The following is an 18,521-nucleotide window of genomic DNA, read 5'->3' as shown; positions in this document are numbered from 1 at the left end:
AACACCCCCAGGTTTTGCCCACTCCCCACCAACCCACCGGCTGTCCTTGCGGCGATATTGGCAGGTGCAAGTAATCTCGGGCTTGAGCGGATGGCACAGGCATCAAAAGATGTGAGCCACGCCCAGTTGTCATGGGCCTCCTCGTGGTATCTTCGCCCCGAAACCTATTCAGACGCACTGGCAAAGATCGTTGATGCCCACCACGCTTTACCGCTCGCGCGGGTTTGGGGCGATGCAGATCATACATCTTCAGATGGGCAGTTTTTTACTGCCGCCCGGAATTCTGGCGAAATCAATGCCAAGTATGGTCCAGACCCGGGCCTTAAAATATATTCCTTTCTGTCGGGACAATATGGGTCATTCCATTCAAGTGTTATTGGGGCCACGGCAGGTGAAGCGCCCTACGTTCTGGACGGTTTGATGGGGAATGCAGCGCAGTTTAACCCGCTTGTCCATTACACAGATACAGGCGGCGTTTCCGATCACGTCTTCGCCCTGTTTCATCTTTTGGGTTTGCGGCTTGCACCTCGGCTAAGGGACTTCCCAAACCGAAAACTTGCGTGTTTTGGAAAGGCCAGCCAGTGGAAGGGGCTGGCCCCGATTATGGGAAAACCAATCAATGACGAGGTTATTCTCAGCCACTGGGATAATGAAGTCATCCGACTGGCGGCGAGCGCCAGGACCGGCGACATAAAACCGTCTGCCATGTTGAAGAAACTGGGGGCGTTAAACCTTGTTATTGCCGCTATCGTCTACTGGAATACCATGTACATGGATAAGGCAGCTCAACACCTTCTGAAGGCGGGCCAATTGGCTGACCCCAGTTTGCTCCGGCACGTTTCGCCATTGGGCTGGATGCACATCAATCTTACAGGTGATTTTGTATGGAATTCTGGGGCTGCTGAACGCATGAATGCCCGTCCATTGCACCTCAGCGCCACGAGAAAGTGGGCTTCATAACATCAAATAGCAAAAGTTCCCTCTTTGTTCACGTCTAGGGTAACCCTACGAACAAACCTTGCGATGGGGCCTATTCACCGAAAAAACCCCAATGCGCGATGACGTCATTGGGATTATGGAGACCCGCCCTGCCCTGCGCGAGCGCCGCAGCGTTGCCGACCGGGTGATCGAGAAGATCAAGGCCTTCGTGCAGACGTTTATTGAGGGCGTGGATTAGACTCCTTCCCTACTCTCTGACCGCCAATGATTTGAACCGGAAAACTTTGCGTTTTCCGGATTTTCCGTATAATGTGGATACTACCCTCTAAGTGTAAGGACTATGAACATGAAGACTATGACCGCTTCGGTCGCGAGCAAAGAGTTCGGGCGCTACCTAGACGCTGCGCAGCACGAACCTGTAGTGATCACCAAGCAGAACCGCCCGGTAGCTATCACCATGTCGATTCAGCAGGTTGAGCGCCTCTTCAGAGGGCAGGTTGAAGCTGGCATCGCGCGTGGCCTCGAGGATGTTGCCGCAGGACGCTATAGGGAGATGACCCCAACTCACCTGGAGACCATGCGAGCGAATTTTAAGGCACCAACCAGCTAAGCATGAAGGTCATTATCACCCAATCAGCGGAAGATTCCCTTGGGGAAATCTACCGCTACAAGTGCGAATACAGCGTGGCTCACGCTGATGAGTTTTTAAGCAACATCTACGCGTTCACGACTGAGAACCTGTCGCAGTTCCCCCGCCTCGGGCACGTCTACAACCCCGAGCGGGGTTTGTTTCGTCTTATCTATGCCAAGGCCTTCAACATCTACTACACGATACGTGACCAAGAGGTGTTCGTCCTGTTCATCATTGACGGCTCGATCAGCCTGAACCAAGAGTTGGCCGACCCAAAAGTCACCCTGCCTGAGCTTTAGTCGCCACGAAGAGACATCATCACGTATTCTTGAGTTCAGTTAATTCGGGTAAACCGATTTAACCTATTAAATACATCTCACCTGCTGTTGAATTCCGGTGACCATGGTAGAAGCATCAGGTAAAGCGGTTATTTCGGTTAAACTGATTTAACCAATAATATCGAAACAACAAGTTATTTGCGTTATTTTGGTTTATCCATATACTTAGCAGCATGAAAATAACCATCTACAACATGAAGGGCTCAGCAGGGAAAACCCCGCTCGCCGTGAACATCGCGCTCGACCGGGAATACGCCTTGGCGACCAACGAACCCTACAACCTCCTAGATACCATCTTGCCCGAAGAGCGGCTTTTCTCGCTGCAACCCGATGAAGAGTTTCCGGACTTTCCTGAAGGAATCGACGTGGTGTTCGACCTGGCGGGTCTCATGTCGCGTGATGCGCGGCCCAGTATTGTCTCAGCAGTCTCACAATCAAATGTGGTGCTGGTGCCCATCTACAATGAGCTGAAGTGCATCCATGCGGGGATACACACGATCAACGAACTTTTGCCATACAACAAGAACATCGTCGTCGTGGCGACGAAACTGGTGAAGCGGAAAGGTGAAGCCTTCAAAGACTGGGCTGACAGTGAGGACGCGAAGAATATCAAAGCCGTAGTGGATCACGCGATAGGGCAGGGGATACCGGTCCTTCCGCTGAAGTTCTCCCGCGTGTTTGACACCATCTTCGAACAAGAGCTTTCCATCCGTCAAATGATGGAAAAGGATGCTCTCGCTCGCTATACCTACCGGGATGTTGCAGCGCAGTTCGACACCTTACTTTCTTACCTCGAGCAACATTATGCCTAAGAAAAATGACCTCTCCATCTTCAAAAAAGTTGAACCGGGTAATTCGGTTAAGCCAAATGAACCGAAATCAATTCTCGCGCCGAAAACCGTGGGTCGTAAGGCCAAGAAGCCCGAAGACAAGGAGTCTGAGATCGTAGCCATAAAGCTCACAAAAGCAGAGCTTACAAAGCTCGAAGAAAAGGCGGGCCTCGTTCCGAAGTCTACCTATCTCAAACACATCCTAAGGAACAAAACTGACCTTTTCGATTGAATCGATTAAACCTGTTATATTGGTTTAACCGAAACAACCGGTTTCTTGATTTCTGCTTCAAGCTCTTCAATCTGCGATTTTAGGACGACCGGCTCACTTAAGCCGTTTTTTTGTGCCCACTCATCAGGAGAGGGGAAGCTTACACCGCGAGCACTCCAGAACCCTCTGATCTCCACAGCGTTCAGCCGATCTTTCCAACCAGCCTTTTTGAAGGCATCCACATAAATGTGACTTCCAAGACTGAGCTGAAACTCTTTCGTAACAAGGTCTCTCTGGGTCTCAGGAAGGGCCTGGAAGGCTGCCTCAATCATTTCCGCACATGACCGGCGATATCCCATCTCTGCCTCTCTCTGGGCCTTTTTGAGGGCTTCTAGGGGTCGTGTATGGATGCCCCCGGTTTTGCAAGGATTTCCTGAGCTGATTTCCAGCGATTTGATTGCGGTCGTGTATTCGGCCTCGTGTTGCGGCTTTTACGCGCCGCGGGCCATGATGGTCAGTTCGCTGATTGGGTCCAATTCGATTCCGCGGGCTGTAAGCGCCCTACCCCTATCTGGCTTTCCAATCAGGATCTGTTCAATCGACGTCCATCACTTCAGAGCATTCCTTGCCATCTGCCCACTTAATGCAAGCGGGACAGAAGCTTATGCGGCCACCTCCTGATTTGACTGGTAGCCTTGTTCTCTGGTGATCATCGCCCAAATCTGGCGGGCCATTCTATTGGCGAGTGCCACAGCGGCCACCATCTTTGGTTTGCGGTCCAGCTTGTCTTGTAGCCAAGGATGGCAGCGTTTGCCGCGCCGCGCGGCGGCGGCAATGCAGCTCATCGCGCCGATAATCAGCGCGCGGCGAATGTCCTTTTGACCCATTTTACTGGTCTGTCCAAGTCGGGTTTTGCCTCCCGTCGAATGCTGTTTGGGGACCAAACCAAGCCAAGCCGCGAAGTCCCGCCCTTTTTCAAAGCACTTCATGTCTGGCGCAAACGCTTCGATCACCATCGCGGCAATCGGCCCAATGCCGGGCATGGTTTGCAACCGTCGTGCCTTTGGACTGTCGGCGCAATGGCTCTTGATCCGCCCGGTGAGCGTATCGACCTCTTCCGAGAGCTGGTCGATGCGGTTGAAATGCAACTTGGCCATCGTCACGACCAGTTCCGGAAGATCAGGATGGACATCGACCAGCTCCCGGAGCCGCTCAACATTCTTCAACCCAACAGGTGCAATCAGCCCGAATTCCGCAAGATGGCCGCGCAAGGCGTTCACGGTTGCAGTGCGTTGCTCCAACAGCTGGTCCCGTGTGCGCATCATCATGGTCAGTGCCTGGGTTTCAGCGGATTTTGGCACGACAAAGGACATGTTGGGCCGCAGCGCAGCTTCGGTGATGGCCTCCGCATCTGCCGCATCATTCTTGTGGCGCTTTACGAATGGCTTGACATAGATCGGTGGAATGAGCCTCACTTCATGACCCAACGACATCAGTTCGCGTGCCCAATAATGGGCTGTCGCGCAGGCTTCCATGGCGAAAAGGCTGCGTGGATGTTCGGCGCAAAACTTGGCAAATTGTGGTCGGCTCAATTTCTTCCGAAACACAACCTGTCCATCCCGGCGCGCGCCGTGCAGCTGGAAAACGTTCTTTGCCAGATCAACGCCAATGATGATATCTTCTTCCATGGGTGCTCCCTTTCTCTTTGGTGGTGGTTGAATAACCACCATGGCACATCGCGATGCCGTTCGAGGAGGGGGCATCCACCGCATCAATTCCGGTAGGGGGCCGGATTGTATCACAAGGCCCTGACGTCCTCTTCTTTTCTTCATTTTAAGAAGCGCTGTGATCACTTTTGTGGCGACGATGGGATCTGACGCGACCTCATCTCTGTTTGTCGCGCTGCAGCGCTTGTTAGGTCAGCCAAATTCCGGCATCTCGGGTTCACGCAAATGCGGTGCCTGCACCAACTGCTCGGCAAGGCCGGCACTTTCACTGTGAGCCGCAAGACCGCTCGACGACATGGTTGGCGAAAGTACACCCTTGGACGCATTGAGAACATCGAGCCAGTCCTTACAGACCTTCTTTGCGCCCTCGACCTGCGATGGCGGCGCAAGACGCGTGGCGCGGGGCAGGAGCCCGGTGAGCCGCCTGTGAAGTGCTTCCCCTGCCGCGTCGTTATCGAAGCCTGACAGCGGCTTCAGGCCCTCAGCGAGCTTGAGAAGGGCGGCCTCTGTCTTCGGCCCGAACCCGCCGCCTGTGCTGACGTAGATCGTGTCATCCCGGGCCTCAAATTCCGCAAGTGCGAGGGCGTCGAGGCCGCCTTCGAACACCACCATACGCTTGGCGGTTTTCGGATCGCCGAGAATCGCGACGGTCTTCAGGCCGCCTTTGGCAAAGCGTGCAGCGTTCTTCTGACCATCCTTCTCCCACCGCTGTTCGAACCCCTGAATATCTCCGGTCTCGGGGTTGCGATGCGCGAAGTATATGCCGCCAAAAGCGCCACAGCGCACATCCTCCTGGAAGCGGTGCAGGGTCGCTTTCGAGATGCCCCGATCCTCTGCGTAGGTCCGGTGATCGTCGATATAAGGTGCTTCCTCCCATCGGCGCCGGGCCTCGGTGTGGTCTTGAGGGGTGTCGCCCAGGCGCGGCGCTGCTGGGGGCACGAGCATCGGTGTGTCAGTGCCCATGATCTCGCGGAACGCCTTGCGCGCATCGCCAAGTGTCGATCCCGCATTGTCGGATAGCCAAAGATCGATGACCGATCCGGATGCGCCCGTCTTGTTATTCGTCCAGACCCAGAGCGACCCTTTCCGCGTCGCCTTGATTGTCTCGCCACCGCGCACATAGGTCCGGCGATCCCGGCCCTGCGGGTCGTTATGCCCGTCCTTGTGTTTGGGGTCATAGGACCAGCCACCGCGCGAGGCGATCTCGTTGATGTGGACCGTCCGCATCCGGTCCAACTCGTGATGATCGTTCTCTTTGACCGCTCTTGCGATCCGACGATGTGTGCTACTGCCTCTGCGATCCGCGTCCGGGGCGGCTTGCGGGTTCGAGACGCTCCGGCGATCCGGCAGCTCTGCTTTGATCCGCTTCTCTTCCTGGCGCGCCACAGTCCGCAAGGCCGTCCGGACGGGATCACGCCCGGGGCCGATGGCATCGATCACGGCTCTGACCTCGGCGGTCCTGACATCGACCCGGGCTGCGGCCTCTGCCCGCTCCGCGTCATTCACCCGGATCCCCTGCTTGCGGTCTACAGTGGCCTCATGGGCCGCTTGCTGCCCGGCCCGGGCCTCGGCCTCGATCCGGCACTGTTGGCGCTCCAGCCGGTCCAGGATCGCATCACACTGCGTCTGAATGTCCTGCGGGGCACCATGCACGGGGAGACCTGCACGGGCGGCCTCGAGAGACGCAAGACGCACGAAGTCAGGTGAACCGGAGAACTTCACCGAGGACCACCCCTTGGCTTTTGCGATCGCGATCATGGCCGCGCGCGTCTCGTGGGTGCTACGCGATGTCGAGAGACGGCTGCCATGATCGACCAGTGTTGCGTTATCCCGGAACGTGATCTGAGGAGGCACATCCTGCAGATCGACAAAACGTATTGCGTCAGACACGGCGTGATCGAGATGGAGATCGCAGTAGATGCGGCGCAAGAGCGTCAGCTTGAACGCCGATGATGCGGTCGCTTTGCGGTCCTCTTTCCAGACTACCCCGGATATGCTTTCAATATCCTTGTGATCCTCTTTGAGATCATTGACGTATGCGCCTTCCGGATCTTTATATGCCCCAAGGGCGGCCACCATCTTACGGATGGAAAACTTCGATCCGAACGCTGACGCTTTTGCGAATTCGGTGCTGCCCAGGATGCCGATCCGCGCACCGGACCCGGCCTTGTAATAGCATAGCCCAAGCTCTCCGACGGCGGTGTGAAGGCCTTCCCAGTCCTGCGCGGCACTAACGACCTGTGCAAATCGAGCCTTCAGAGCGGCGGGGATGCCGTGTTCGAATGTCTCGACCCCTGTCGATTTCTCAAACTTGCGCGCGCCGGAGGTTTTGGGTCTCTTCCCGGCGTCCCGGTCCGCTTTCTTCTTGTCCCAGGCCGCTGGGTTGGGTTTCAACTCGACCGTGCCATCCGCTGACACATCGAACGCGCACCGGCCCCGGTCATGTGACCAGCCTTGTGCCAGCTCGATTTCCCGGCAGGCCTTCTCGATGCGGAGATGATCGTTCGATTTCGACCAGACCTTTCCGGTGATGGGGTGAACCGTGTTGCAAACCAGATGCACATGCCGCCGCATCGTGTCGTGATGTGTCCCGATGACGATCTGATGTTCCTCCAGCCCGAGGCTTCGGATCATATGGTCGGCCGCCGCGACCATCTGGTCATCACTTGGCTGTTCCAGCTCATGCCAACTGAGGACCAAATGGTAATATGGTTTCCGGACTCTGCTGTTCAGCTCTGACGTGAGGCGCATGTCCCCAGCCGCGTTCTGCCAGTCGCGCGAGGCGAGGTTGCGCAGTGCGACCCGGGTGGCCTTGCCGCAGACATATGCCACGCCGGGCTTGAAGGCATCTGCGCCGCCACCGGACCCTTTCTCCCCTTCTTTCTTGATGGCCTCGCCGATCATGCCAGCAGGGCCCGGATCAGCGCGGTGGCGGTCTCAACCGCGATGCGCGTCTGATCGATCACGCGCCGATCATCGGCCGACACCGCGGTGAGGCGCCCTGCGTTGACGGCGTATGCGAGCTGGTTCAGGTTCGAGCCTTGCTTTCCCAGCTCGCCGTGTATGCGCAGGAGGTCATGGCGCTCGCGGCGATCAAAGCCTGCATCACCGTAGATCAGAGCGCTGTGGAACTCGCGGTGGTCTTCGTACCCTGCCTTGCGCGCCCGCGCGATGAACCCGGCCAGTTCCTCATCATCCACCCGCTGCTGAAGGAGGTTGTGCCGCCTTCGGCGGTTTGACCTCTGCTTTCCGTCTCCTGCGCGTGCCATACCTGCTCAACCCCAATCTAGTCCTCTTTCGTTTTTATGACCCCGCCCTGAAAATCCCTAACGCACACCTTCTCCCCTAACGCCCATAGCTGATCCCGCCGACGCCATCCGGCGGAGAAGGAGATCAGCCCATTACCGCTGAACGAAGCACACGATGGAGCCATCCCGGGCCCGACCGGGCGGCTCGGCGCAGATACCGCGCGCGTCGAGGACGACATACGTGCCCCAAGCTGCGGCAGCGGTGAGACAGGCGGCACTGAGTGCGCCGACAACGGCCGCGACAATAAGTTGCCGTCGGGAGATGCGATCGGCTGTCGTGATCGATTTCTGCGCGGCGTCTCGGGCGATCTTTTCAGATGCATCTTCGATGAGCCGCGCGATGGCCTTTCGGGCTTCGGCTGCCGCGATCGGCCCGGCTCGTTCGGGGATGGCCTTCAATTCGTCCAGGACGCGCTGGACGTCGCGCAAGGAGGCGACCCGGCCCGCTCTGATCGCGCGGTCATAGTGATCGAGCACTAGGATTACAGGCCAGAGCTCGTCGCGAGGGGAAAGCCCCAGCCCCGCCTTGACCGCCATCAGGCGTGCGCGGTCTTGCTCCGTTGGTGCGCGGCGGTAGACCTGGGTGAACAGGTCTTCCGGAAGGTCGGTCATTCAAGCAGCCCTGCGATCTTCATCTGTTCGGACCACGACCGGACCGCTGCCTTTACGCGCATCTTCTGGAGCATGGAAAGCTTGTCCGAGGTCTGCGCCGTGATCAGGTTGAGGCTGGCATTTTCGAGAATGTCATTCACACGGGGGTCGAGCCGGACCATGTCGATAACGGCGGCCCCGCGCGCTTCGAGATCGGCTTTGATCTTGGTCGTGTCGAACAATGTGAATTCACGGTCCTCGCGCCAGTTGCGCACGATGATCCAGCGGGTGGCATCCGGTAGGGCTGCCAGCTCATCCTTGAGCGCCACGAGCGGCGACCTGGTCTGATCGATGACGAAGATGATGGTCAGTTCGGCCTCGATCTCGGCGAGAAGCAATTCGAGGCTGAACCCGTCCTCGGAAGCACCGTCCTCGGTCAGCCTCTCCGTGACGTCAGAGCCGCGCGCGGGAAGATCAATTAGGACATCGCCGGGACTTTCCGCAATGATGTCAAAGAGGGCATCGCGGCCAGCGGGTGTCATGACGTTGATACAGTGAACATCCAGTTCACCGTTTTGGAACGCGGCGTGAAGGCCCGGGTTTTTATTGTCGCCATCGATCAGGGTGACCGGTTCTTTGGCTTGGAGCATCACCGCGGCCATGCGCTTTGCGACCTCGGTTTTGCCGACGCCCCCTTTGTCGCCGTGTATGAAAAAAATATGTTTCACAGTTCACCTCCTTGATCACGAAAATCCGATCCTGGATACTCTTTCTGAACCTTTTTTCTCCCCTTGTCCGGGATGGTATTTATCTTTGTTTCTGCGGTACTGACCCGGCGCGTCCATGACCTGGTCGGCGCAATTCCGGCCTGGGTCCGAGCGCGGCGAACGTATGTTTTGAATGTATTCATGTTGAGCTGTTCGCCGTCCGGAAGGGTCTTGTTGAGTTCCGCGCAGATCTCTTCCAGAGAGAACCCAGTCGTCATCTTTGTGTGGATGTCCTGGATCAGGCTGGCGACGAAATCCGCCTTCGTCAGTTTCTTCTCCCGTCGCTTCGACATGGATTTGAGGGCTGACTTTGCCTCTTTCAGATGTTCCGTTTTGAGTGCCATGATGCTATCCTTGAGCTACACAGCAAGTTTCTTCGATGACCGTGAAAATACAAAAATAAATCTTCGGAATCTCCTTCCGGGATCACCCTGCCCTTAGCAGGGTATGGCGACGGTAAACCGTCCCCCCTGATCCAGCAGCGGCGGCGACACCGAGGTGTCTTCTTCTCGCAGGATGGTGCAACTTGTCGGCGCCGGGGGCTTCTCCGCGGTGCGTTTGGGGCAGTAGGGGAAGAGAGAATAACACAAGGCGAAACAGGTCTTGTACCGATGGACCGGGAGATGGGCTTCGGCGCGCACCATTTTGGGGCAGACCCTAGATGACGCCCTAAGCGTGATCTCTGTGCCGTTTAACGATGTCAGTGACGGTGTTTTTGGAAATGCCGAGATCGCGCGCAATCCATCGGTATGATCTGCCGTCTTGAACGGCCTGCAGCACCTTCGGGGCTAGCTTATCAGACTTGGGTCGCTGTCCCGGCTGTCGCCCAAGCTTTTTGCCGCGGGCCCGTGCAGCGGCGAGACCGGATTTCACACGCTCGCTGAGAAGGTCGCGCTCGAACTGGGCAATCCCTGCGAGCATTGTGGCCATCATCCGCCCATGTGGCGTGTCGAGTTCGAAGGTCATGCCGTTCATAGCCACGACCGAGACCTTCCAGCCTGCGAGCCGATTGAGGGTATCGAGCAGGTCCTGAGTGGAGCGCCCCCACCGGGAAAGCTCGCTGACCAGAATGGCGTCTATATGCCGGGCCTGCGCGAGATTGAGGATCTGATTGCGGGCGGCGCGATTGGCTGAGGCCCCGGAGGCCGTTTCCTTGAACATGCCGACAACGTCATAGCCGCCGCGTTCCGCAAATGCGGTCAGTTCCGCGACCTGCCGCTCACAGGACTGATCAGAAGTCGAAACTCTGGCGTAGATGGCTGCACGGTTGTTCATATCCTATCGCTCTGCTGCTTGAGGATGTGTCCCAGTTGAACCCCCTCGGAATTTGGCCTTGCAAGCCTTTGATATTGCTGGTGCGGATTTTGTCCTGAACAGACTAATGACTAACAAGGACAATCCCACATGCCAAGACGCTCTATTCTGACCGCGCGCCAACGTGCGGCGCTGTTCGATCTGCCAACAGACGAAGCCACCATCCTCTACCACTACACACTGGCGGACGATGACCTCGAATTCATTCGAACCCGTCGCCATGCACGCAATCGCCTCGGCTTTGCCCTTCAGCTTTGTGCGTTCCGGTATCCTGGCCGACTGCTGGCGTCGGGTGAAGTCATTCCGGAGGCCGTCAGTCGCTTCATCGCCGCACAGCTTGGCGAAGAGATGGAAGAGCTTTCCCATTACGCTGAGACCGACGTAACGCGGCGTAGGCATCTGGTCGACTTGCGCCAGTTCTACGGCTTCAGGATGTTCTCCGGGCATCGCGCGCGGGAACTGAAAGCCTGGCTGTCAGGCGAGGCGGAAGTGGCAACCTCCAACCATGATCTGGCCCGCCGGTTTATCGAAGAGTGTCGCCGGACCCAGACCATCCTGCCGGGCGTGTCCGTAATTGAACGCCTCTGCGCGGATGCGCTCGTGGCGGCGGAACGCCGGCTCGAAAGCGCCATCGTGGCCCGGCTGGATGCGGAGACAAAGACCCGCCTGGGCACCCTGCTCACGGAGATGGTCGACGCTACGGTCAGCCGGTTCGTCTGGCTACGCCAATTCGAGGTGGGGCAGAACTCGGCCGATGTTGGCCGTCTCCTCGATCGGCTCGAGGTTCTGCGGGGCCTGAACGTCTCGTCGGATATCCTCGCTGGTATTCCAACCCATCGGGTGACCCGCCTGCGGCGTCAGGGCGAACGCTATTTTGCCGATGGCCTGCGTGACATCGGCAGCGACCGTCGCGTGGCCATTCTCGCGGTTTGCGCCGTCGAGTGGCGTGCCGCGATTTCCGACGCGGTGGTCGAGACCCATGACCGCATCGTCGGCAAGACATGGCAGGGCGCGAAGAGGCTGTGCGACGCCAAAATCACTGATGCAAAGGCGGCGGTGCAGGACACGCTGCGCGCCTTCAAATCTCTCGGGTCGGCCCTGCTGGACGCCAGAAGCGATGGGGTTTCCCTGGATCAGGCGACAGAACTGGCCTGTGGATGGGAGCAACTCGAAGGGCTGGTCGCCACCGCCGCCGAGTTGACCAACACGATGGCCGCTGACCCCTTGGCCCATGTTGGCCAAGGCTATCATCGGTTCCGGCGCTATGCCCCGCGCATGCTGCGCGTTCTCGACATCGAGGCGGCGGGTGTCGCGGCTCCCTTGCTTCAGGCGGCCGAGCTGATCGCACATGATCAGAAGCCCGAGACATGGCCAGTTGGCTTTCTACGGCGAGGTTCGAAATGGCACAGCCATCTGAACGCTGAGGACGGTGACGGCCATCGGCTCTGGGAAGTTGCGGTGCTGTTTCATTTGCGGGAGGCGTTCCGGTCGGGTGACATCTGGCTCCCCCATTCCCGGCGCTTCGCCGATCTGAAGCAGGCCCTAGTTCCCGCGGAGGCGGTAGAGGGCGCGCCAAGGCTGACGGTGCCGCTCGACCCGGAGACCTGGCTTGCCGATCGCAAGGCTCGCATGACGGATGGCCTCGCGCGACTGGCAAAGGCGGCTCGCGCAGGGACCATCCCGGGCGGGTCGATCGAGAATGGCGTCTTGAAAATTGACCGCCTGAGTGCGGCGGTGCCGCAAGAGGCGGACGAGTTGGTACTCGATCTCTATGACCGGTTGCCGGCCATACGGATCACGGAGCTGCTCCAGGAGGTCGATGCGGATATCGGCTTCACGGAAGCCTTCACACATTTGCAGACCGGCGCACCCTGCAAAGACCAGATCGGCATGCTGACGGTGTTGCTGGCTGAGGGTTTGAACCTCGGGCTCAGCAAGATGGCCGAGGCAACCAGCACACACGACTACTTCCAGCTCTCGCGCCTGTCACGATGGCACGTAGAGAGCGAGGCCATCAACCAGGCCCTCGCCATGGTGATCGAGGCACAGGCCCAGCTGCCCATGGCCCAGTTCTGGGGCGGGGGCGTCACCGCGTCCAGTGACGGGCAATTCTTCCCCGCCGCCCGGCAGGGCGAAGCCATGAACCTCATCAACGCGAAATACGGCTCCGAGCCGGGCCTCAAGGCCTATACCCATGTCTCCGACCAGTTCGGCCCCTTCGCAACCCAGAACATTCCGGCCACCGTGAGCGAGGCACCCTACATCCTGGATGGGCTGCTGATGAACGAGACGGGGCGGAAGATCACAGAGCAGTATGCCGACACCGGGGGCTTCACCGATCACGTCTTTGCCGTGACCTCGCCGCCGAAAACTGCGCGCAGGAGGCGCTGGCGAAAGGCGTCGATTTCATTGAGCACAAGCGTGGCACCGGCCCGGGCGGCGAAGGCGGCCAGGGCACCGGTGCCAGCCGAGGGCTCCAGCACAGTCTCGCCCTTGCGAATGGCGGCCGCCCGCACGACCATTGCCGCGAAAGGCAACGGCGTGGAAAACTGCTGCAGCCGGATCTGCTGCTCTGACCGGCGGGTTTCCGTCAGCAGCCGCGAGGCAAGCAGCTTTGCAGCGGCGATGTCATCTGCCACGCCGTTCCCACGCAGCAGCACTTGGACAGCCGCGGCCTGCATCAGGTCATATGCCATGCGCCAGTCCCAGGAACCGCCAGCAGCGCTGCCATGAAACGTCTCGCGCATGATGCGCGCGAGCGCTGAGCTACGTAGGGGTTGGTGGTCGATCTCCGCGCCGATTTGCGCGATGGCATTTGCGAGATCAGTGTCAGAGATTGGGAAAGCCGGGTTTGCCGGTTTGGGCTTGGACATGGGGATTTTCCTTTGGATCAGGGTCTGAATTCCAAAGGACAAAAAGCCCGCTTTCGCTTTTCAGGGTGACGGGGGTCAGACCGCGCTGACCTCCAAGGCTTGGTCAGGACTTGGGTTCGACCTGCCGCTTCGCATCAATCAATGCCTGTGCAGCCTGCATCACCTGAACCTGAGATGTTCCCGAGCGTGCATCCTCCAGCGCGGCCTGTACCTGCGCGCAAAACCACGCGTCATACGCGTCCGCTTCAGCAGCCACGGAAATGCTCTTCAAGACCCATATCCAGCAGCTTGCCGAGGTCATCGGGCATGTCTGCAACGCGCACATCAATTGGGAAACGGTGCCCCGTCAGATGAGGCGCGCCTTGTTCATCAGTGCCGAAATCCGGCCCTTCCTTATCCGTTGGGTCCATTGCGATTTCTCCCACTTTACTATGGGTTGTTACTACATCATCCAGCGTGGTGGCATAAACGGCAATGCCATTGTGGTCAAATCAAGTCGGGCCACTTAGGAATCGAATGCCGGAGGGGGCAGAATCCTACGTGAAGCTCAAAGCCGCCGTTCATTGAAAGCGCGGCGAAATCTGACTCAGAGCCCAAACCACCGGATGCTGCGCTAACAACCGAGGTCGGAAAAGCGGTCCAAAGTTGTCGTTCGACCCAAAAATACGTTGTCGCGAGCCGAGCAAATGGCGTGGTCAAATGTAGACGCAGGCGTCGGATCGCACCCTTCTATTTCTAAAGCTTGCTTTGACCGCGTTCGCGGACCTCACCATCGTGATCGGAGTCTCACTCGGTCTTGCTTTGCGATTGCGGCGACAGAATGCCTCTTGATCGCTGAGCGCTAACGCCTCGAACCAGCGATCGGAAGCTTGATGCACACTTCGAAACCATCCTCCTTGCCCACGCGGGGGGAATTGAAGATGAACTGGCTCCCGATCCGTTCCGAAATTGCCGCGACAATCGTAAGGCCGAGACCGCTTCCGATGGTGTTCGGGCCTGCACGTTCAAAACGGGTGGTCAGGTTCTCCAGTTTCTCTTTCGGCACGACGGGTCCTGCGTTTGCCACGCGCAATGTGCCATCTGGTGACAGCGAAACATCAATGGGTTCTGTTTCTGCGCCATGCCGGATCGCATTTTCAATCAGGTTGCGACACAGGATACCAAAGGCGTCCGGGTCCAGATCTGAAACGACCGGTCCGTCGGGAAGCGTCAGCACGATGCGCCCCGGCGATATGGTGCGCTCTATCTCGTCCACGATAATTTGCGCGATGCCGCGCAGGTCCGAGGTTTGGTCCAGCCGCAGGCGACCTCCTTCGGCGCGGGCCAGTTGCATCAGGCGTTCCGACAGGCGTGTTAGCCGTTTCAGCGTGGCTTCGATGTCTGCCGCTCGGGCAGCAGCAGCCGGGTCACCTGTTTCAGACTGCAACCGTTGCGCCTGCGCGATGGCTCCGGCGAGCGGTGTTCGCAACTCATGTGCGGCATTGGCGGCAAAGCTGCGTTCGGCGTCGAACGCCTCTTTCAAGCGCCCAAGAAGTCCGTTCAGGGTTGTCGCCATCGGAACAATTTCCAACGGAATTCCTGTCGTCGGAACAGGTGAAAGGTCGCGCGCATCCCGAGCCTCCAAGCGTTCGCGAAAACGGCGAATGGGTCCAAGGCCTGCCCGGACCGCCAGCACGATGGCGAGCAGCGCAAGCGGTATTACTACCAGAAGCGGCAGGCCCAGCCCCATCTGGATTTCCCGCGCGACCGTGGCGCGGTGGTCCAGCGGTTCGGCCACCGAAATGCGAACGCTGCCCTGCAAGGCATCCTCGTTGTAAAGCCTGTGGGTTGCTGTCTGACGGAAGCCCGTCCCGTTATAGGCAGGAAATATATCCGGATCGGCGGCATGCGATTGCAGCAGGATGCGCCCCCGCGCGTCCCGCACGATGTAAGTGAAGAACTCGGTATGTTCGCGGATCGCGCCAAGGCGTTGGGTCACACCGTCATCTTCGCGGCCGACAATCTCTTGCACGGCCAGCGGAAGAAGGCGCTGCGCCGTTTCTTGCAGGGCGGAGTCGAAGACCTCATCCATTTCGTGGCGCAGGTTTACCGCCGTCACCGTGGCGGTCGCGATCCACAGAAGCGTCAACCCGATACCCAATGACAGCCCCAAACGGGCCTGGAGGCTACGTGGCAGTCTCATGAAGGTCCCAGACGATAACCCATGCCACGCTCGGTCTGTATCACGTCAGCCCCAAGTTTCTTGCGCAGGCGACTGACATGGACTTCGATGGTGTTGCTTTCGATTTCGGCCCCGTGGGCATAAAGTTTGTCTTCAAGCTGCGTTTTCGACAGCAGCTGACCCGGGCGTGCCAGAAACGCATCGAACAGCGCCCATTCGCGCGCGGTCAGTTGGACCGGTTTGCCGTTCCGGTGGATGCTGCGGGAGGCAAGATCGATGTCGAGTGCGCCATGGGTGATGATCGGGTTTGGATTGCCGCTATACCGGCGCGCGACCGATCCGATCCGGGCGGTGAGTTCCGACAGGTCGAACGGTTTGACCAGATAATCGTCAGCCCCCGCATTCAACCCTTCGATCCGATCCGAAATCTGGTCAAGGGCTGTCAGGATGATCACCGGGGTCACGTCCCCCCGATTTCGGATCGTCTTCAGAAATCCAATGCCACGACCATCGGGCAGCATGAGGTCAAGCAGCAGGAGATCATAGGCGGCAACCGCCATTGCATCGCCCGCCGCATCAAGCCGTGTCACCCAGTCCACGGAGTGGCCATCGGCGGCGATCTGGTCGCGCACGGCGGTGCCCAGAACGGTATCATCCTCGATCAGCAGAATGCGCATGGGTGTCGGATTCCTTTGTTTCACAAGTCATCTTGAACAATCCAGCTTACGCGAGACTGACGCACATCAGCCCGCGAGCTTCAGGAACCTGTCAGGTTGGTGGCGCATGGTCTGGTGAAATTGGCCGCAATCCGGAGTTTGCCGCATGAAGAAGACACTGACAATGCTCGCCGTTTTCGCCACGCTTTCGGCGGGCGCTGCGATTGCCGACGATGATGACTGTTTTGTCCCCATGGCCGACTGGCAGCCGCGCGAAGCGGTGGCGCAGATGGCGTTGGACAACGGTTGGACCGTGCGTCGGATCAAGATCGATGATGGCTGTTACGAAATTGATGGCCGCGATGCACAGGGGCGTCGGATCGAAGTGACCGTTCATCCGCAGACCCTTCAAATGATCGAATTCGAATACGAGGATGACGACGATGACTGAGACCTCTGCACATGATGCGTCTTCAACCGCGCAAGGATCTACGGCCAAGGTCCGTGTCTGGGATCCTTTGGTCCGGGTCTTTCACTGGAGTTTGGTTGTCACGTTTGTCGTGGCCTATCTGAGCGCCGAGGAGCTTGGCACGGTGCACGAAATCGCGGGTTACATTGTCGCCGGACTGATTGCGTTCCGTTTGATCTGGGGCCTTGTCGGCAGCAAATACGCCCGTTTCTCGCAGTTCCTGCGGGGACCGTCGCAAACGATTGGCTATATCGGAGATGTCGTGCGCGGCAAGGAGCATCGGTATCTTGGCCACAACCCTGCTGGCGCCGCAATGACCGTCGCCTTGCTCCTGACACTCGCAGGCACCGCCTTTACGGGGTGGCTGCTTGAAGATGAGGGCCGTTTTGCAATGCTGCCTGACCTGCCACAGATTGTCTCTCCGGCCTATGCCGATGGCGACGAAGAAGGGTATGGCGGAGGCGGGTCGGAAGCCGTCGAAGAGGCGCATGAGGTGCTGGCTAACGTCATGTTGTTCCTGATCGCCGTCCATGTCGGCGGGGTTGTGCTGACCTCTTTCCGCCATAAAGAAAACCTCGCGCGGTCCATGGTCACCGGCGACAAGCGCGCGCCAGAGCCCGGCGATATTTCCTGAACGTTCCCCCGCGCCGAATGTCCCTTCGACGCTTCCCTGGCCCCGCTATCTTAGGTGGGGCCTTTTTACTTTCCGGCGTCGTTCTGACGTCTTTCTGACGGCAAGCTGAAGCAAAAAACCGTGTCACGTCAGGAAGACCTCAGGTGGTGTCTCCAGATTGTTCTCAGCACACAAACGGAGACATGACCATGAAAAAGACACTCGCCCTTCTTGCAGCAACAACCGCGCTATCCGCAGCCATCACCGCACCGGCCTGGAGCGCGATGCGCACAAGCAATAGCGAATTTCTACCTTTCGCAGCAGTTCTCGAAGCCGATCAGGACGCCATGCCGCTGATTTTTGCCAGCAGCGATGATGATGACGACCGCGAATATCACAATGGCGCGCGGTATGAAGACGACGACGATGATGATGACTGCGACGACGATGAAGATGAAGATGAAGATGAAGATTGCGGCAACAGCGCCCGCAATGCAGCACCCGCAGGCACCACCCCTCCGCCGCAAAATGGCCTGTTCGGCAATGGCACTCCGCCAGTCGTTCAAATGAATTGACGCTTATCCTTACATTCCCATGTCCTTAGAAAGGCACATTCCCCATGAAATCACTTCTTGCAACACTGGCGCTGACCACGGCGCTCACGCTCCCCGGACTCGCAATGGCGCGTCCGGTGACCTTGACCACGACGATGAACAATTACGGAGGCGATGGGGCCTATCTTGCGCTTTATGTCACTGATGCCGCGGGGGCCTACGCTGGCAGCCTCTGGATGGCTGGCGGCAAGTCGAAATACTATGAACACCTGAGCGAGTGGTACCGGGCCACCGCCGGTGACACCGCACAAATCAACGGGATCACCGGGGCCAGTGTCGGGGCCGGACGGACGCTTGAAATCACGCTTGATCTGGCTGATGCGCTGTTTGATGCGGGCTATACTCTTCATATCGACGCCGCCGTCGAGGACATGCGCGACAGCCCGAACGAGGTCGCGGTGCCCCTGACGACAGGCGGTGCAGGCACGCCGATCACAGGGCGCCGCTACATCGCTGATTTCACCTACGACATGTAAGGA

At 58.5% G+C, this 18,521-nt stretch carries 21 protein-coding genes and 3 pseudogenes; 11 read left to right on the top strand and 13 right to left on the bottom strand.

Going from position 1 to position 18,521, the window contains the following annotated elements:
- Window positions 1-33: 33 nt before the first annotated feature.
- From JZI28_RS23360 to JZI28_RS23335, 6 genes and pseudogenes are all read left to right on the top strand, one after another.
- Window positions 34-960 (top strand): annotated as a pseudogene (locus tag JZI28_RS23360) (Tn3 family transposase); the annotation flags it as partial.
- Window positions 961-1,051: 91 nt separating this feature from the next.
- Complete coding sequence (locus JZI28_RS23355; RefSeq protein ID WP_375700440.1) at window positions 1,052-1,177, top strand: hypothetical protein; 126 nt, start codon at window positions 1,052-1,054, stop codon at window positions 1,175-1,177.
- Window positions 1,178-1,285: 108 nt separating this feature from the next.
- Window positions 1,286-1,549 carry a type II toxin-antitoxin system Phd/YefM family antitoxin gene (locus tag JZI28_RS23350; RefSeq protein ID WP_375700439.1) on the top strand — a complete coding sequence of 88 codons (264 nt, stop codon included), beginning with the start codon at window positions 1,286-1,288 and terminating at the stop codon, window positions 1,547-1,549.
- A 2-nt stretch (window positions 1,550-1,551) separates the two neighbouring features.
- Window positions 1,552-1,869: a type II toxin-antitoxin system RelE/ParE family toxin gene (locus tag JZI28_RS23345; RefSeq protein ID WP_375700438.1), complete on the top strand. Its 318-nt coding sequence runs from the start codon at window positions 1,552-1,554 to the stop codon at window positions 1,867-1,869.
- A 212-nt stretch (window positions 1,870-2,081) separates the two neighbouring features.
- Window positions 2,082-2,720 carry a hypothetical protein gene (locus JZI28_RS23340; RefSeq protein WP_375700437.1) on the top strand — a complete coding sequence of 213 codons (639 nt, stop codon included), beginning with the start codon at window positions 2,082-2,084 and terminating at the stop codon, window positions 2,718-2,720.
- The gene (locus JZI28_RS23335) at window positions 2,713-2,970 is read left to right on the top strand and encodes a hypothetical protein (protein ID WP_375700436.1); all 258 of its coding nucleotides are present in this window, start codon (window positions 2,713-2,715) and stop codon (window positions 2,968-2,970) included. Before JZI28_RS23340 ends, JZI28_RS23335 begins: the two co-directional genes overlap by 8 nt.
- Before the next feature lie 14 nt (window positions 2,971-2,984).
- Here the strand turns inward: JZI28_RS23335 and JZI28_RS23330 are convergent, their stop codons facing one another.
- The 8 genes from JZI28_RS23330 to JZI28_RS23295 all read right to left on the bottom strand — a co-directional run bounded on the left by JZI28_RS23330 (window position 2,985) and on the right by JZI28_RS23295 (window position 10,617).
- The gene (locus JZI28_RS23330; RefSeq protein ID WP_375700435.1) at window positions 2,985-3,308 is read right to left on the bottom strand and encodes a hypothetical protein; all 324 of its coding nucleotides are present in this window, start codon (window positions 3,306-3,308) and stop codon (window positions 2,985-2,987) included.
- 303 nt (window positions 3,309-3,611) lie between these two features.
- The gene (locus JZI28_RS23325; RefSeq protein WP_375699407.1) at window positions 3,612-4,637 is read right to left on the bottom strand and encodes an IS110 family transposase; all 1,026 of its coding nucleotides are present in this window, start codon (window positions 4,635-4,637) and stop codon (window positions 3,612-3,614) included.
- Between the two features lie 231 nt (window positions 4,638-4,868).
- Complete coding sequence (locus JZI28_RS23320; protein WP_375700434.1) at window positions 4,869-7,580, bottom strand: relaxase/mobilization nuclease domain-containing protein; 2,712 nt, start codon at window positions 7,578-7,580, stop codon at window positions 4,869-4,871.
- Window positions 7,577-7,945, bottom strand: coding sequence for a hypothetical protein (locus JZI28_RS23315; RefSeq protein ID WP_375700433.1), 369 nt, complete (start codon window positions 7,943-7,945; stop codon window positions 7,577-7,579). The genes JZI28_RS23320 and JZI28_RS23315 overlap by 4 nt, the downstream gene beginning before the upstream one ends.
- Before the next feature lie 132 nt (window positions 7,946-8,077).
- On the bottom strand, window positions 8,078-8,596 hold the full coding sequence (locus JZI28_RS23310; RefSeq protein WP_375700432.1) for a hypothetical protein: 519 nt from the start codon (window positions 8,594-8,596) through the stop codon (window positions 8,078-8,080).
- Window positions 8,593-9,303 carry a hypothetical protein gene (locus tag JZI28_RS23305; protein ID WP_375700430.1) on the bottom strand — a complete coding sequence of 237 codons (711 nt, stop codon included), beginning with the start codon at window positions 9,301-9,303 and terminating at the stop codon, window positions 8,593-8,595. The genes JZI28_RS23310 and JZI28_RS23305 overlap by 4 nt, the downstream gene beginning before the upstream one ends.
- On the bottom strand, window positions 9,300-9,686 hold the full coding sequence (locus JZI28_RS23300) for a hypothetical protein (protein ID WP_375700429.1): 387 nt from the start codon (window positions 9,684-9,686) through the stop codon (window positions 9,300-9,302). The genes JZI28_RS23305 and JZI28_RS23300 overlap by 4 nt, the downstream gene beginning before the upstream one ends.
- A 325-nt stretch (window positions 9,687-10,011) precedes the next feature.
- Complete coding sequence (locus tag JZI28_RS23295; RefSeq protein WP_154155170.1) at window positions 10,012-10,617, bottom strand: recombinase family protein; 606 nt, start codon at window positions 10,615-10,617, stop codon at window positions 10,012-10,014.
- 129 nt (window positions 10,618-10,746) lie between these two features.
- Between JZI28_RS23295 and JZI28_RS23290 the strand changes: the two are divergent.
- Window positions 10,747-13,017, top strand: a pseudogene (locus JZI28_RS23290) (Tn3 family transposase); the annotation flags it as partial.
- Here JZI28_RS23290 and JZI28_RS23285 read toward each other — a convergent pair.
- The 5 genes and pseudogenes from JZI28_RS23285 to JZI28_RS23265 all read right to left on the bottom strand — a co-directional run.
- A pseudogene (locus JZI28_RS23285) lies at window positions 13,008-13,529 on the bottom strand (SAM-dependent methyltransferase); the annotation flags it as partial. The pseudogenes JZI28_RS23290 and JZI28_RS23285 overlap by 10 nt on opposite strands.
- A gap of 103 nt (window positions 13,530-13,632) precedes the next feature.
- The gene (locus tag JZI28_RS23280; RefSeq protein WP_235604742.1) at window positions 13,633-13,800 is read right to left on the bottom strand and encodes a StaA; all 168 of its coding nucleotides are present in this window, start codon (window positions 13,798-13,800) and stop codon (window positions 13,633-13,635) included.
- Window positions 13,775-13,939: a hypothetical protein gene (locus JZI28_RS23275; RefSeq protein WP_375700428.1), complete on the bottom strand. Its 165-nt coding sequence runs from the start codon at window positions 13,937-13,939 to the stop codon at window positions 13,775-13,777. The genes JZI28_RS23280 and JZI28_RS23275 overlap by 26 nt, the downstream gene beginning before the upstream one ends.
- 431 nt (window positions 13,940-14,370) lie before the next feature.
- On the bottom strand, window positions 14,371-15,711 hold the full coding sequence (locus tag JZI28_RS23270; protein WP_375700427.1) for an ATP-binding protein: 1,341 nt from the start codon (window positions 15,709-15,711) through the stop codon (window positions 14,371-14,373).
- Window positions 15,708-16,367 (bottom strand): response regulator transcription factor, encoded by a 660-nt coding sequence (locus JZI28_RS23265; RefSeq protein WP_085310917.1) that lies wholly within the window; start codon window positions 16,365-16,367, stop codon window positions 15,708-15,710. Before JZI28_RS23265 ends, JZI28_RS23270 begins: the two co-directional genes overlap by 4 nt.
- A gap of 145 nt (window positions 16,368-16,512) precedes the next feature.
- Here JZI28_RS23265 and JZI28_RS23260 point away from each other — a divergent pair, with 145 nt between their 5' ends.
- The 4 genes from JZI28_RS23260 (at window position 16,513) to JZI28_RS23245 (ending at window position 18,518) form a co-directional block, all read left to right on the top strand.
- Window positions 16,513-16,797, top strand: a complete 285-nt coding sequence (locus tag JZI28_RS23260; protein WP_109384011.1) for a PepSY domain-containing protein — start codon at window positions 16,513-16,515, stop codon at window positions 16,795-16,797.
- On the top strand, window positions 16,790-17,449 hold the full coding sequence (locus tag JZI28_RS23255; RefSeq protein ID WP_109384010.1) for a cytochrome b/b6 domain-containing protein: 660 nt from the start codon (window positions 16,790-16,792) through the stop codon (window positions 17,447-17,449). The genes JZI28_RS23260 and JZI28_RS23255 overlap by 8 nt, the downstream gene beginning before the upstream one ends.
- Window positions 17,450-17,637: 188 nt before the next feature.
- Entirely contained in the window at window positions 17,638-18,003 is a 366-nt protein-coding gene (locus JZI28_RS23250) for a hypothetical protein (protein ID WP_375700426.1), read from the top strand.
- A 44-nt stretch (window positions 18,004-18,047) separates the two neighbouring features.
- Window positions 18,048-18,518, top strand: coding sequence for a DUF2271 domain-containing protein (locus JZI28_RS23245; RefSeq protein ID WP_109384009.1), 471 nt, complete (start codon window positions 18,048-18,050; stop codon window positions 18,516-18,518).
- Window positions 18,519-18,521: the final 3 nt, after the last annotated feature.

This window comes from Pseudophaeobacter sp. TrK17, from assembly GCF_042192375.1.
GTDB lineage: Bacteria > Pseudomonadota > Alphaproteobacteria > Rhodobacterales > Rhodobacteraceae > Pseudophaeobacter.
Note: the sequence above shows the minus strand (reverse complement) of the source record. Positions and strands in the feature narration are given on the sequence as shown.